This window comes from Paenibacillus sp. cl130, assembly GCF_900116035.1.
Lineage (GTDB): Bacteria > Bacillota > Bacilli > Paenibacillales > Paenibacillaceae > Paenibacillus > Paenibacillus polymyxa_B.
In genome coordinates this window covers 407,933-422,553 of record NZ_FOYG01000002.1, presented here as the reverse complement: position 1 = coordinate 422,553, position 14,621 = coordinate 407,933, and the positions used below count along the sequence as shown (strand labels likewise).

9 protein-coding genes are annotated in these 14,621 nt (G+C 46.9%); 3 read left to right on the top strand and 6 right to left on the bottom strand.

The window, feature by feature from the left end:
- The first annotated feature begins 37 nt into the window (after nucleotides 1-37).
- On the top strand, nucleotides 38-1,090 hold the full coding sequence (locus tag BM358_RS08340; protein ID WP_028540530.1) for a glycoside hydrolase family 53 protein: 1,053 nt from the start codon (nucleotides 38-40) through the stop codon (nucleotides 1,088-1,090).
- Nucleotides 1,091-1,186: 96 nt separating this feature from the next.
- Here BM358_RS08340 and BM358_RS08335 read toward each other — a convergent pair whose 3' ends face one another.
- The 4 genes from BM358_RS08335 to BM358_RS08320 all read right to left on the bottom strand — a co-directional run bounded on the left by BM358_RS08335 (nucleotide 1,187) and on the right by BM358_RS08320 (nucleotide 7,675).
- Nucleotides 1,187-2,950, bottom strand: coding sequence for a methyl-accepting chemotaxis protein (locus tag BM358_RS08335; RefSeq protein WP_023989356.1), 1,764 nt, complete (start codon nucleotides 2,948-2,950; stop codon nucleotides 1,187-1,189).
- A 326-nt stretch (nucleotides 2,951-3,276) separates the two neighbouring features.
- Nucleotides 3,277-4,236: an AEC family transporter gene (locus BM358_RS08330; protein WP_028540531.1), complete on the bottom strand. Its 960-nt coding sequence runs from the start codon at nucleotides 4,234-4,236 to the stop codon at nucleotides 3,277-3,279.
- A 98-nt stretch (nucleotides 4,237-4,334) separates the two neighbouring features.
- Entirely contained in the window at nucleotides 4,335-6,053 is a 1,719-nt protein-coding gene (locus BM358_RS08325; RefSeq protein ID WP_023989354.1) for an NAD-dependent malic enzyme, read from the bottom strand.
- A gap of 380 nt (nucleotides 6,054-6,433) precedes the next feature.
- Nucleotides 6,434-7,675, bottom strand: a complete 1,242-nt coding sequence (locus tag BM358_RS08320; protein WP_028540532.1) for a nitrate/nitrite transporter — start codon at nucleotides 7,673-7,675, stop codon at nucleotides 6,434-6,436.
- Nucleotides 7,676-8,094: 419 nt separating this feature from the next.
- Between BM358_RS08320 and nirB the strand changes: the two genes are divergently transcribed.
- Both nirB and BM358_RS08310 read left to right on the top strand, forming a co-directional pair.
- The gene (gene nirB / locus BM358_RS08315; protein ID WP_028540533.1) at nucleotides 8,095-10,269 is read left to right on the top strand and encodes a nitrite reductase large subunit NirB; all 2,175 of its coding nucleotides are present in this window, start codon (nucleotides 8,095-8,097) and stop codon (nucleotides 10,267-10,269) included.
- A gap of 86 nt (nucleotides 10,270-10,355) precedes the next feature.
- A complete protein-coding gene (locus tag BM358_RS08310; RefSeq protein ID WP_028540534.1) occupies nucleotides 10,356-12,536 on the top strand; it encodes an assimilatory nitrate reductase catalytic subunit NasC in 2,181 nt (726 codons plus the stop codon).
- A 126-nt stretch (nucleotides 12,537-12,662) separates the two neighbouring features.
- Here BM358_RS08310 and BM358_RS08305 read toward each other — a convergent pair whose 3' ends face one another.
- The gene (locus BM358_RS08305) at nucleotides 12,663-13,736 is read right to left on the bottom strand and encodes an anthranilate phosphoribosyltransferase (protein WP_028540535.1); all 1,074 of its coding nucleotides are present in this window, start codon (nucleotides 13,734-13,736) and stop codon (nucleotides 12,663-12,665) included.
- A gap of 19 nt (nucleotides 13,737-13,755) precedes the next feature.
- Entirely contained in the window at nucleotides 13,756-14,358 is a 603-nt protein-coding gene (locus BM358_RS08300) for an ANTAR domain-containing response regulator (RefSeq protein WP_023989349.1), read from the bottom strand.
- Nucleotides 14,359-14,621 lie beyond the last annotated feature (263 nt).

Genomic DNA, 14,621 nt, shown 5'->3' with positions numbered 1-14,621 from the left:
GCAATGAGAAGTATACAATTCGGATGGGAGATGACTTATGAAAACAGGTAACCGCACGATGGTATTTGCGATGTTGATCTTGCTTTCCAGCTTATTGTATCCGTTCGGCTCTGTAGGGTTGGGTGCGGCTTCGGCCGCCCCTGCTTTCGCCAAAGGAGCAGATATAAGCTGGGTAGCAGGAATGGAAGCGCAAGGTATGACTTGGAAGGATAAAAAGGGTGTTCGTCGAGATATACTGCAAATTTTGCGAGATGACTATCAGATTAACTCGGTACGTATCCGTGTGTGGGTAAATCCTGACATGAAAGATTATGCAAGCGGATACATGAATGCCGAAAAGGCAGCAGAACTAGCGCAGCGAGCTAAAAAATTGGGTATGAGCGTTATGCTGACTCTACATTATAGTGATTCCTGGGCAGATCCAGGGCAACAGAACAAACCTTATGCGTGGCGCAATTTCACATTTACACAACTCATGGATGCAGTCTGGTCTCATACGGTCTATGTTATGAACACGATGAAAAGCAAGGGGGTAACACCGGACTGGGTGCAGATCGGTAATGAGACGAACAATGGAATGCTCTGGGAAGACGGCAAAGCTTCGGTGAACATGAAAAACTATGCCTGGCTCGTCAATACAGGTAATAATGCTGTAAAATCGGTAAGCAGCAGTACCAAAACGATAGTACATTTAGCCAACGGGGATAACGGTTCCGTGTTGAACTGGAATATCGGCGGACTGATTGATAATGGAGCTCAGTTTGATCTTATCGGGCTGTCTCTGTATCCGTCTCCTTCTGACTGGCAGGGCAAGGTGGACCAGACGATTACCAATGCCAATAGCCTCATTGCCAAATACGGTAAAGGCATTGTCATCAGTGAAATCGGGATGGAATATAACGAACCTGCAGCTTCCAAGGCATTTATTTCTGCAATCAAAACGAAGGTTCGGAACATCGGAGGCGGCAAAGGTACAGGGGTATTTTATTGGGAGCCGGCTGCAACTCCAGGTTACAATCAGGGTTATAACAAAGGTGCTTGGCAGGCTGACGGTAAGCCAACCTCAGCTTTGGAAGGATTTGTAAATTAAGAAGTATGTAAGAGTATATCAAAGAACCTCTAGTTCGCTTTCTATGCAGACTAGAGGTTCTTTATTGTTATCTTGAGTTACTTGGAAGTTATAAAATTAGGCTTCCCGGTTCACCTTGAAGAACGAAATGAGCTCTTCCAGCTCCCCGGACATCAATGTAAGCTTGTCAGAAGCTTGGACAATAGAAGCCATAGACTCAGCCTGTTCTCCAATGGTATGCTCGATTTGTTTGCTGCTGCCGACTGTTTTGCTAACTGTCGAAGACAGCTCGTCAGAGGTAGCTGACATTTCCTGCGTGCTGGCCGAGATCTGCTCCGTTGCGCTGGATACCTCCTGAATTTGTGACGACACTTTATTAGACGCATCTAAAATTTCAGAGAACATTTCGCCTGTCTGCTTCGTAACTTCCAGCCCAATGTGAACTTCTTTTGTACCAAGGCTGATGCCTTTTACAGTCTGCTCAATTTCTCTTTGGATTTCTTCAATGAGCTCTGCAATTTGTTTGGCAGACTCTTGAGACTGTTCAGCCAAATTACGCACTTCTCCCGCTACGACTGCAAAACCTTTGCCCTCTTCACCGACTCTGGCAGCTTCGATAGAAGCGTTCAATGCAAGCAGATTCGTTTGACTGGCAATGCCTGTAATGATGCTGACGATATTACTGATTTCGTTAGAACGGTTCTGCAGCGCATTAACGGAATCAGCTGTACTTTCCATTGTAGTGGAGATGGAGTCCATTTGAGCGGAAAGCTTTTGGGCTACCTGATTGCCTTCAACGGAGCGTTTTTCCATAGAATAAGCTTGATCCGCTACGGAAGAGGAGCTTTCGGCAATCGTTTGGATAACTGTCGACATTTCATTCATAGATCTGGAACTTTCAAGTGCTGCGTGATCCTGAGCTTCAAGTCCCTGGGTTATTTCCTGAATATTGCTGTTAATGACGTTCGTATTCGTACTGTTTTTCTCGCTAATGCTTAACAATTCCTGGGCAGATCCCGTAACTTCTTGTGTCGTATCCTGTACTTTCACCATTGTATCGTTAAGGCGTTTGATCATAGAATTGAATTTTTGATTGATAATGCCAAGGTCGTCCTCGCCTGTCTTGATTTTTACATTCAGATTACCCTCGCTGACTTCCTCAATTCCCTTCATCAAGCTACGAATCGGGGATAGGGTCCGTTTTACCAATAAATATTGGATCGTTAAGAAGATCGCAAGGAACAGAATGAGCAATGACACACCATATACAAGCAATTTATGAAGTCCGGTAGGTACAGAGCTCGCGTCTACGTCAAAGTATATCGCACTTGTGATTTTACCGCTTTCATCTGTAATTGGGTAAACAATAGTAGTCCATGTACCATATTCGTCCGAGTAAAAGCTGCTCAATGATGATTTATTGGATTGAAGCATTTTATTTACAGCTTGTGCATTTTCGTCAGGAAGAGTATACATATCCCCAATATCCAACTTCAAGTCTTGGAAAGCTTGGACTAAATTTGTGGGAACGCCAATAATGGAGGTTTGATTTCCTTCTGTTAGTTCTGTGCCAAATATGTAAGCTTGGGCAACATTAGGATAAAATGTGTGGATAGAATCTAGGAATTTGCGTAAATCCTGTTGAGCAGAACCGTTATAATCTTTTTCGCTTAATGCTTGTTGTACTTTTGTTTTGTCAACATCTTCTGCCCATTTTTTAGTCAATACTTTAACTTGGTCTTGCAGCTGCGTGGTGAGAATGTTCTTTTGAAGTATATAGCTGGATGTGATGAGAATAGCACCTATTAATACGATGTTAAGAAAAGAGATTAATAGATTTTTACCAAAAAAGGACATAGTTCTCCACTTCAAGTTTTTCACGTTTTCTTCTCCTTTGAATTAGCAATTTAGTTTCATATACAACCTACCCCATATATATTTCGACAATTTGCTTTCTAAATGTTAGGTATTTATTAAAAGGGAGAGTAGAAGGTTATTCAAAAAGAACGGCGGCCTCTAGTAAATGAAACGATGGGACCGCCGCTTGTCGGCAAAACTGGATTTTATGTTGTTTTTCCAACTCAATTCTTACTAAATCACTTTATTGTTCTAACAATATTTAAAAAATAAGATAAATGTGAGCAAACGGGTATGCTTTATACCTATAAATACCTGGATTGCATTGAGGGTTCTTAAGTTTCTGTCCCTTATAAAAGAAGTGAAATGAGCAAGGGTAGTGAAATGAGCGATAAGACTGAGCTAATAACAAATGCAGATGCAGCTTCCGTTTCCAGTGTTTCATAACGGGTAGCAATCATAGCGGCGACAGCCGAGCCGGGAAAAGCGACAAGCAGTACGGCTTTGGTTACATCCTCATGGGATAGTCCTATCAGAACAGCAATACCGAGCATAACTATAGGCATTACGATGGCTTTCAGCACAGCGATGCTAAGTGCTTTTGGACTGAACGTAATCTTTTTGATACCAATGGTTACCCCGATGGCAAATAGGGCTGTACCAGCAGTAATATTGCCGATTTGATCAAACATGGATTGCAAAAGTTTCGGAGCGTGGAATCCACATAGAGTCAATACGACACCAAACAAGGGTACGCAGGCAAGCGGCTCGCTGAGTCCATGAAGGACTGATTTCATAGTGACTTTAAATAAGTTGCCTTTAGTGCCGTCGGATTCTGTTGTTTTGCGCTGACCGACCGTTCCCAAAATACTTGCAAGCGGATCAAGAATGGCATTAACGACGATCCCAGTAATCGCAATCGGGATGGCGACTGCCGCACTTCCGAACAAGCTTCCCAGAACCGGAATTCCCATGAATGCGAAAGAAGGCTGTGTTGAATTCAATGCGAACATGGAGGATTCAGTCAGGCCTTTTTTGGCAATTAAGCGATAAACAATGAGCAATACAATATAAAAGCCGATTACACCAAGTAGCAAAGCCACAAGAAAGGGCCACTTTTGAATCAATGTCTCTCTTGGTGTCGTCGTAATACCAATAAACAAGTGTGCAGGTAGAGCAAACTTCGTCACGAGTGTATTTAATCCCTTAGAAGAAGCAGTGTTAAAAGCCTTAAACAATCCTGCGAAATAACCAATTAAAATGACAAAGAAAATAGGAATTAAGATAATAAAAATATGACCTGTAGCCATGATGTCGCCTCCAATGAAGATGTCCGCCAAAAAAGGCGGACATCAGTTAAATAATCACTTTGCGTATGCAAGTACAAATTTGATGTTGTCGCTATTTTTTAAACCAGGACCGCTTCCTGACCATATTGTTTGATTGGTTTATATTTGCAGTCCCACATCGCATCTCGAACCGCTTGTGCGATATCGTCCGGTTGATGACGCGCTACTCCATCCTGAACTGCTGCCTTAGCCACAGCCACGGCTACCGCTTCAGATACTTCGCGTAATTCATTGATTTTTGGCAGCAGGGAAGCACCAGGCTGCGACAAATCAACCATTTGAGCTACTGCATGGGCAGCTGCTGCAAACATGCTATCTGTTATAATTTTGGATTTTACCACGATTGCGCCAAGACCAAGACCCGGGAACACAAAAGCATTGTTGGATTGCCCAATTTCAAACTTAATATTGTTATAGATCACCGGCTCAAAAGGACTTCCTGTTGCAATGAGGGCTTTTCCTTCGGTCCAGTGGATCAAATCTTGCGGAGTTGCTTCTGCCAGTGGAGTCGGGTTGGACATAGGCATAATAATAGGACGTTCTGTATGTTTGGCCATTTCTTTAACGATTTCCTCACTAAATGCCCCAGTAACACCAGAAGTACCGATCATAATCGTCGGTTTTACGCGGCGAATGACTTCAAGCAGTGGAATTTTGCCATCCTCAGCATGTTCCCAGTCGCGGCATTCTGCAACATCACGCACATAAGGGACTTGGAATGGAAAAAGTCCTTCTGTTTCGTTGGTAAGCAGGCCACGGTAATCATAAGCCCAGAAGTTACGTCTTGCTTCTGCTTCTGACAGTCCTTCCAGCATCATGGCTGCGCTAATTTGGTCTGCATTGCCGATTCCAGCAGCTCCTGGGCCAAAGACTAGAACCCGATGCTTGCTCAGTGGGATTCCGGACAATTGAACACCGGACATTACACCTGCGAGCGTAACCGCTCCAGTACCTTGAATATCGTCATTAAAAGTCAAAATACTATTTCCGTATTTATTGATAATGTTCCGTGCGTTGACATTGCCGAGATCTTCCCAGTGCAGCAGGGCATTCGGGAAAAAGGAAAGTGCAGCTTGAACATAAGTGTCAATAAATTGGTCATATTGTTCTCCACGTACACGTTTATGACGATTCCCCATATATAAAGGATCTTCCAATAGCTTCTCGTTGTTTGTACCTGCATCAAGAACAACTGCCAGTACTCGGCTAGGATCTATACCAGCAGCAGCAGTATACACAGCAAGCTTACCAATAGAGATATTAATACCTCCGACTCCCCAGTCCCCGATTCCCAAAATACTCTCGGAATCTGTGGCTACGATCAGGTCGATATCATCAGGGTCTAAGTTCAAATTCTTAAAAGCCTCTCCAATACCCGCCAGATTATCAATAGATAAATACATACCACCAGGTTTGTGATATTCATGACTGTATTCCTGTATAGCCTGGCCTACTGTTGGTGTATAAACAATCGGGAGCATTTCGCTTAGGTGCTCAGAGAGCAAACGATAATAAAGGACCGTATTCCGGTTAAAAAGATCATTTAACGCAACATTTTTACGCAAATTATCCGGTTGGCTCTGAAATTGCTCGTAAACCCGTTGAACCTGCTCCTCAATAGTTAATATCGTAGGAGGAAGGAGACCGTCAAGTCCAAGCTGTTTCCGTTCTTCCAGGGTAAAAGCTACTCCTTTATTCAGCAGTGGGTTGGCAAGTAGATCTTTTCCGGTTAATTTAGTTTCGATAGATCCGTCTTCCGTAAAATGAAAAGCACGCATTTCCAATTCCTTCTTTCTAAAAAATTACATTTAATTAATCCTTGAACAATTCGTGAACAAGTATACGCCTTATTTTAAACCAAGTGAACAAGTATGTTGTGTGAAAAATGGTTATATAAGTGTTTACATAAGAAAAATTATGAAAATGAAAGCGATTTTCAATGTTTTTTTGAATGAAAATTTCATTTAATTTTCATGATATTTTCGGAAAATCTTGATTGAATGTGATAATTATCATAGTTTTTTAGATGTAGTTCGATTAAGCGTGCATGAAAAATAGCTTAACTTCATTTTATATAAACGAAGTTAAGCTATTTTTTGGCTATAGGGATGGTTGAGGGACAAAATTTAATGCTTCGCAGCTCAATGTTTAATGAACATCAGGCATTTAATTCTCCGATGCGATTGACGGCTTCATCAGTAACTGTAGCAGAGCGTTGCATCCAGCTGTTACGCCATTTCAATTGCATTATGATGACGAGGGTAAAGGCACAGAACGTGATTAGGCTCAGAGAGATGAAGCCTGGCATATATGAACCCGTTGATTTGTACAGATGACCCAGTATAAGGGGGAGGAAGTACCCGCCTATGCCACCAGCAGCGCCGACAATGCCGGTCATGAGCCCGATTTCGTTGCCGAACCGCTGCGGAACGAGCTGGAATACGGAGCCGTTGCCAGCGCCAAGGCACATCATGCCTACGAACAGCAGCACAACTACCACGGTAAGTGATGGTAAAAACGCAATGCCGGCGAGCATAATCCCGGCTCCCGCATACAAGTACATTAACATGCGTGAACCACCAATCCGATCGGACAAAAAGCCGCCTACAGGACGAAAGAAGCTTCCGGCAATCACACAAACGGTCGCAAAATCGGCGGCATGTACCGCGGAGAGGCCATATTGGGTATTGAAGAAAATAGTCAAATAATTAGAAAGACCAACGAATCCGCCAAACGTCACGCAGTAAAAGGCACAGAATACCCAGGCATCCCTCTGTTTGAGCACCGAAGCATATTGCGACAGACTTTTTGGTGCCGGGCGGTGAGGGCTGTTGCGGGCAAAAATACTGAACAGAATGAAGACGGTTAAGATGGGGAGGATAGCCAATCCGAAAACGGCTTCCCAACTGCCAAAATGTTGAGCAATGCGGTTGGCGAACAAAGTCGCAAGGACGGTACCGCTATTACCAGCACCGGCAATTCCCATAGCCAAGCCTTGATGCTCTTTGGGGTACCATTGACTTGCCAACGGCAGCGCAGCTGCAAATGATGCTCCGGCTACACCCAGGAGCAGGGCAACAACGTACAAGTGCTCCAGCGAATCAACCCACAGCCAGCCGAGCAAGAGAGGGATTATCGTAACAAGCATACCAATCTGCCCTGTGAGCTTCGGACCGATATAATCCGACATGAATCCGAGCACGAGCCGCAGCAGGGAACCACCGAGTATGGGTAGGGCAACAAGATTGGCTTTTTGTACAGGGTCCATTGGATAATCATTAGCAATTACAACGGCCAACGGTCCGATCATTCCCCATATCATAAAACTGATATCAAAATACAGAAAGGAGCCAAATAGGGTGGGCTTGTGTCCGCTTTTCCAGAAATTTTTTTTGTTCATTCTCCATCTCTCCTGTTCTAATTGTTGTTCTTTGTCTGCAAAATGTAATTTGAACATGAAAAAGCCGCAAATCGCCCCTACATGGTATCTAGGAAACGGTTTGCGGCTTCATTGCCGTGGTTGACACACCTCATTGTGAGTCGACTTGGTATGATCACGTTGGAGTGATTTTAATCAAATTATAAAAAAGGATCTGTTTTATGTCAATATACGTAACACAAAATCGCAAAAAAATTAAATATAAGGCGAAAAATATAGCATTCATGTATTAAATATTGACATGACATTCACAATTCAGTAATCTTAGATACATATCGGCACAACGATGTGCCGACATTTACGGCAACGGTGCCCTTTTCCATTGAATGGAGAAGGGCTTTTTCTGTCTTATTTTATTCGGAGAATGGGGCTGGTTTAATATGATGAAAAAACTGGTCGTCGTCGGCAACGGTATGGCAGGCATCAAATGTGTGGAGGAAATACTCGTTTTGGAGCCAGAGCGGTTCCAAATCACGATATTTGGTGCAGAGCCCCGTCCCGGGTACAACCGAGTGCTCCTGTCCAAAATGCTTCAGGAGGAGAGCTCATTTAAACATATCGTTACCCATGACTGGGACTGGTATGAAGAGAACGGGGTAAAGTTGTACGCGGGTGAACGCGTCTGTCGTATTGATGTTGCAGCCGGGATGGTGGAAACGGAATCCGGTATGAAAGAACCTTATGACATGCTCATATTGGCAACGGGCTCATTGCCTTTCATGCCGCCCATTCCCGGAGCTCGAAAACAGGGAGTAATCGCTTTTCGTGATGTGAATGATTGTGAAACCATGGCGAGATATGCCAAAACATACCGCAAGGCCACGGTTATCGGAGGGGGGCTGTTAGGACTTGAAGCCGCTCAAGGCCTACTGAATCTAGGGATGGAAACTGAGGTTGTTCATAATGCGCAGTATCTTATGAACCGTCAGCTTGACCGGACGGCGGCTGTGCTTCTGCAGCGAAAGCTGGAGCAACAGGGCATGAGGTTTCATTTGGTGAAGGAAACGGTCAACATCATAGGCCGAAATAGGGCGCATGGATTGATGTTTGCGGACGGAGACAGGTTGGAAACGGATTTGGTTGTGCTGGCGGTTGGTATCCGACCGAATATCGAATTAGCTCAGGACAGCGGTCTGACCGTAAACCGTGCCATTGTCGTAGATGATTATATGCGCACGAGTATTCCTGGTATTTATGCCGTCGGCGAATGTGCTGAGCACCGCGGGATTTCATACGGGCTAGTGGCGCCGCTATATGAGCAGGGCAAAGTGCTGGCAAAAGTTATTTGTGGTCGTGAAACGGCTCCCTATGAAGGGACGGTTCCGTATGCGCAGCTCAAGGTAGCGGGAATCCATGTGTTTTCCGCAGGAGACATTCGTGATGAGGGAAACGAGACAGCAGTCATGGAATATAACGGGATGCTGAAGGTTTATAAAAAAGTGATGATGCACGGCGGTGCTGTCACTGGCGCCATTTTGTTCGGAGATACGGCGGAAAGCACCTCGCTGCTCGGAATGGTACAGCGCGGCGCACCCGCTACAGAGCTAACATCCCGGGATAACGGCGGAAGCAAAGCGGAGGATGCGGCAGCCGCACTGCCGGAAGAGGAAACGGTATGTGCGTGCAACGGCGTGAGTAAGGGGGCTATTTTGCGAGCGATCACTACGGATAAGCTGAAGACGGTGGAAGAGGTGAAGAGCCGGACCAAAGCATCCGGTTCCTGTGGGGGCTGTCGGCCGCTGGTGGCTGCACTGGTCAAAAATAGTTTGTCCCAATCGACAGTTTCCGGACCTGTAGTTACTCCGACCGCCCAAGAAGTAGTCCCTGTGTGTGGATGTACGCATTACGATCATGATTCGCTTAAAACAGCTATGGTGGACGCAGCCTGTCAGACTCCAGATGAAGTAGTGTCCCGTCTCGGTTGGACTAGACAGCAGGGGTGTGAATTGTGTCGGCCGGCTGTACTTTATTATTTGGAATCCCTTGGGTTGCGCGACAGATCTGCGACAAATCCATTAGGTGCTGGTGTTGTGGTTCAGGTCACACCGCAGTACGGAGGAGAAGCGCCCTCTGCGGGTCTGCGCTTTACGAACCTAAATGCCGAGAATCGGGCTTTTGTTGAGTCGGACCTGATGGATCAGGCATTTGTAGAAGTAGCCTGGCTCAGAGAGCGGTTGGTAACTTTATGGGGAAGTCTCGCATTGCCCGCGTTGGTTACAGTTGCTATTTGTCCTGGATCGGCGTATCCGGCAGGTGTACTTGTCCACGATATTGGAATATCCCGATCTCCAGTAGGCTGGGAGGTTTATGCCGGTGGCCATGCAGAGCATCCAGTTCGCCAGGGGCAGCTGCTTGGATTGGAGGAAGACCCGGCAGAAGCGGTCCTGATGGCTGTAGCCTGCTTGCAAATATACCGACATAGTGCCCGGTATGGGGAGAAAATGTGGGAGTGGATTGAAAGGACTGGCGTTCTGGCATTACGGGAAAGTGTGCTTGACGCTGCTCTTCGAAGTGGACTGGCGGGTAGCCTGCGGACCACAATGCTGACAGGATGATGTGATGGGTTGAGTTCAGTTGTGGCGATATTCTATCGTGTGCAGACAATAAAATTCCGAAAAATGGCGAAGGGGAGGTGACTTTGATGTGTCAGTCAGGAGAAGGCAAACCGGAAGCTGGGCTACATGTATCGGCAGTAATGGATACGCAGTGCCCGTTTTGCAGCGTGCAATGTAAGATGACCGTTAGTGCGGGTACGGAGACACTTGCGGGTATCATCCGTACAGTGTATAAGGCGGAAGGGAAACCTAATGCAGCCTCGCAGGGTAGGCTGTGCATTAAGGGAATGAATGCGCATCAGCATGCGACTCATGCGGAAAGGCTGGTACAGCCCCTCATACGCAAAGAGGGCAAACTTGTTCCCGTCAAGTGGGAGGAGGCGTTGGATACTATAGCTAGCAGTTTCTCTACGCTACTGTCCACACAGGGTCCCGATGCAATCGGAATTTACGGTGGAGGTTCACTCTCCAATGAAACGGCTTATTTACTCGGTAAATTTGCCAGGGTGGCTGTAGGTACGCGATATATCGATTATAACGGGCGCTTCTGCATGTCGGCAGCGGCATCCGCTGGCAGTAAAGTGTTTGGCGTTGATCGCGGACTGACCTGCAGACTGGCTGATATTCCGTTGGCTCGTTGTATTGTGCTTGCAGGCACGAATATCGCTGAATGCCAGCCGACGTTAATGCCTTATTTTCACGAGGCGAAGGAAAACGGTGCGTTTGTCATCGTGATTGACCCGCGCGCGACACCAACGGCGGCTGCTGCCGATTTGCACCTGCAAATCAAGCCAGGTATGGATGCTGTGCTGGCTAATGCCATGCTAAAGGTCATCGTGGACGAAGGATTTGCGAATGAAGAGTTTATCCGCAAGCGGACCAACGGCTATGATCAGCTGTTGACTCATTTGAAGGGTGTGGATCTGAACGAATCAGCTGCGTTGTGCGGAATTGAGGTAGAAATGATCCAGCAGGCAGCACGTGCCTTTGGCAGTGTGGAGACCGGCATCGTTTTTACGGCCAGGGGTGTTGAACAGCAGACAGATGGACATATGGCGGTGCGTGCATTTCTTAATCTGGTGCTGGCCACTGGCAAGATTGGAAGGGAAGGGTGCGGTTATGGAGCTATTACAGGTCAGGGAAACGGGCAAGGGGGGCGAGAGCACGGCCAAAAGGCTGACCAGCTTCCTGGTTACAGATCAATTGAGGATGAAGAAGATCGAGCCTATGTGGCGTCCGTGTGGGGAGTAAAACCAAGCAGTTTACCGGGTAAGGGAGTGTCCGCCTATGAAATGATGGAGCTTGTCCATCAGAGAGAAATCCAAGCTTTGTTCGTGATGGGCTCTAATCCTGTTGTATCTAACCCGAATGTCCGGCTGGTGGAGGAAGCCCTCAAAAAGCTGAATCTGCTGGTTGTGGCGGATATGTTTCTCACTGAAACCGCGCGGATGGCCGACGTTGTTTTGCCTGTGACGTCTTATTTGGAGAATACGGGGACGATGACCAATCTGGAGGGCCGCGTTCTGCTACGGGAAGCGGCGAGGTCCGCACCAGGCGAGGCTAGAGATGACTGGAACATTTTGTGTCAGGTAGCTGCAAAGCTAAACAAGGGCAGCTATTTCTCTTACAGGGATGCTGAGCATATCTTTGAAGAACTGCGGCTTGCCAGCCGGGGCGGTCCTGCCGATTATTATGGGATCACATATGACAGGCTGCGTCGTGAAGAAGGGGTATATTGGCCATGCCCGTCTACGGACAGAGCCGGTATGGATACGATGTTTCGGGAAACCTTTGCCCATTCCGATCAAAAGGCTATTTTTACGGTGGTTGAAAGCTGTGGAGCAGGAGAGGAGATATCAGAGGAGTACCCGCTTATTTTGACGAACGGCCGCGTGCTGGCTCACTATTTGACTGGTGCACAAACGCGCAGAAGTCCGTCGCTGGCCGCACGAGAGATTGAAAATTATGTAGAAATTCATCCGCGGACAGCGCGACGCTGGCATATCAGGGACGGGGAGTGGGTAGAAATAGCATCACAGCGCGGTAGCTTCACTGTCCGCAGCCGGATCAAACCACATATCCGCGAAGATACGCTCTTCGTGCCCATGCATTGGGGTGGGATACAAAATGTAAATCGGGCGACTCGACCCGATCTTGATCCGTTCTGCCGGATGCCTGGCTTCAAAACGGCTGCTGTGCGTATCCGTCCCCTTCATCTGGCTGCAGTTGCAACAAGTGCAGATAATGGGGAATGGTCTGAGTTCTAGAGCAGGACTGAGTAAGTGACTTTTTCTTTGCATAAAAGGCCAGCCCCCTTTGTATGAGTGAGGGGCTGGCCTATTTGACTTGGATAGTTTAGGGCCCGCAATCCCTAGACTGCGTGACGCCAATAATTAAAAATGCATTCGGGTTTCGGATCTGCTTGCTCCTGTTTTTATTTCTTTTCTGAGCATAGCTTCCCGCCAGTGACAATACAAACCCCAGGCGTCCCCGTTTTCTAGCAGCGGTTTGCAGGTATACAAACCTTCCTCTATGGAGTCGACTCGCCCTGCAACGAACAGTCGGACCGCACTGTTGAGTAACACTTGATTCGAAAAGGCTATAGAAGCTGTGCCTTGCAGCACTTCCTCCGTAATGCGCAGCTGTTCAGCGGGGGTCCAGTTATGCTCGGGTACCACCGAATCCAGCCCGTACATTTCCGGATCAATAACCTGTAGTGATACCTCGCCGTTAGCAAGCAGGTAAGTCCGGGTCGGCCGATCGATGAACAGATCCTCCGATCCTTCGCTCCCCTGGACGATCAGAGCCCTGCGGTAATTCAGATTTTGCATGAGTTTCGCCGTCTTCTCGAGCACAGTATTGTGGAAAACGCCGAATACAATATACGGGGAAGAACCGTAATCAACCAGTTTCTCGGCAGTATTCAGCACTGTGCGAAGCCCCAGCTCTTCGCGAATGGGCCGCATATCTCGCAGGGGCGCGCACCACTGTTCGGAGGCAACGAACAGTACACCAGTCAGCTTCGCGGCATGAATGGCGGTTTCACGTGTCATGTTCCGGGACGTTACCCCCATTTCCTGCAGCAAAAGCGGGAGCGTAACACCCCATTTGGGAGGGAGAGGTGCACTGCCATGCATCGTTACAGGAATTCCGCATGAGGCGAGTAGAAAGGCCGTTGCGAAGGTGGCGATAAATGAAGACTTTCTGCCATCGTACGGACCGGCGAAATCAATCCCTTCCTGCATCGGAAAGCGATGGGTATATTTACGGCAGATGTTTACAAATGCTTCCAACTCGGCAACACTCTCCATTTTAATGCGCTCCGCGGCAAAGAAAGCTCCGATTTGAGCAGGGGTTGCTGACTGGGTCATAATAAGTTCGGCAGCAGCTTCGGCTTCGGCGTAATTCAGATCCCGGGCGCCCCTTTTGCCGCGACCAACTTCTTTTAATATTTCAATGATATTCATGTTCGGGCCCCTTTCAGATTTATGCTTTTAGCATTTGCTGTGCTTTGACGATGGAGATGGCCACATCAACGATACGTTTGCGTTCGTTCATTGCTTTTTTGCGTAGCACATCATATGCTTCCGCTTCCGGGATACCGTTTACTTCCCCAAGTATTCCTTTCGCCATATCAATCCATTTGCGTTCTTCCAGCCGAGCGGTCAGTTGCTTGCGTTCACTTTGCCAGTGCTGGCGTTCAAAAAAGCGTTTGGCGCTAAAATGAAGAGCCCAATTCAGCTCATGGGCTGCCATAGAAGGGGTTAGAATGCCATCGACAGTGACATCAGCTTCACAGGCCTCTGTCGATGATAGCGCTGATTCTGCGCTGCACCACCAGAGCAATGGGATCGCTTTGGCTTGCTCCAGCCTGCCACTCCATATGCTGATAGTGCCGACAGGTATGTTTAGTACCGCCGCGTCTGCATTAAGAATTAGCTGTTTGATTTCAGATTCATTGCGGCAGGGCAGGGTTAGGTATCCGTTGGACTCTAAAAGGTGCTCAGGTCCTGCCTGCCATGAGGAAACGGCGTGTGTCTGCTCAGATACATAGTCAGAATGTAAGTGAATTACCAACAAGGAACGCAAGCGGGCTCCTCCTCTCTGTAACATGAAGGGTAGTTAGCGATGGGGATAGTAATCATTGATAACAAATATGACATAAGATTTTGTCTGCCTGCTTATTTTTTTCATCATCATCAAGCTAAAACGGACTTTTAAACCATTTTGGCGTGTTTTGGACTGAAAATCAATCCTAATTTTGTAGGGGAGTGATATTTTATACGTCATAGATATGTTACATGGTGATAAAATATAATTTTTATAAGTTTATGCGTAAGGAATGTTGACAT

Excerpts from the sequence above, each read along its gene's own strand:
- BM358_RS08340 (WP_028540530.1), top strand. The coding sequence starts at position 38 with ATGAAAACAGGTAACCGCACGATGGTATTTGCGATGTTGATCTTGCTT.
- BM358_RS08330 (WP_028540531.1), bottom strand. The coding sequence starts at position 4,236 with ATGGCTACAGGTCATATTTTTATTATCTTAATTCCTATTTTCTTTGTC.
- BM358_RS08325 (WP_023989354.1), bottom strand. The coding sequence starts at position 6,053 with ATGCGTGCTTTTCATTTTACGGAAGACGGATCTATCGAAACTAAATTA.
- BM358_RS08320 (WP_028540532.1), bottom strand. The coding sequence starts at position 7,675 with ATGAACAAAAAAAATTTCTGGAAAAGCGGACACAAGCCCACCCTATTT.
- nirB (WP_028540533.1), top strand. The coding sequence starts at position 8,095 with ATGATGAAAAAACTGGTCGTCGTCGGCAACGGTATGGCAGGCATCAAA.
- BM358_RS08310 (WP_028540534.1), top strand. The coding sequence starts at position 10,356 with ATGTGTCAGTCAGGAGAAGGCAAACCGGAAGCTGGGCTACATGTATCG.
- BM358_RS08305 (WP_028540535.1), bottom strand. The coding sequence starts at position 13,736 with ATGAATATCATTGAAATATTAAAAGAAGTTGGTCGCGGCAAAAGGGGC.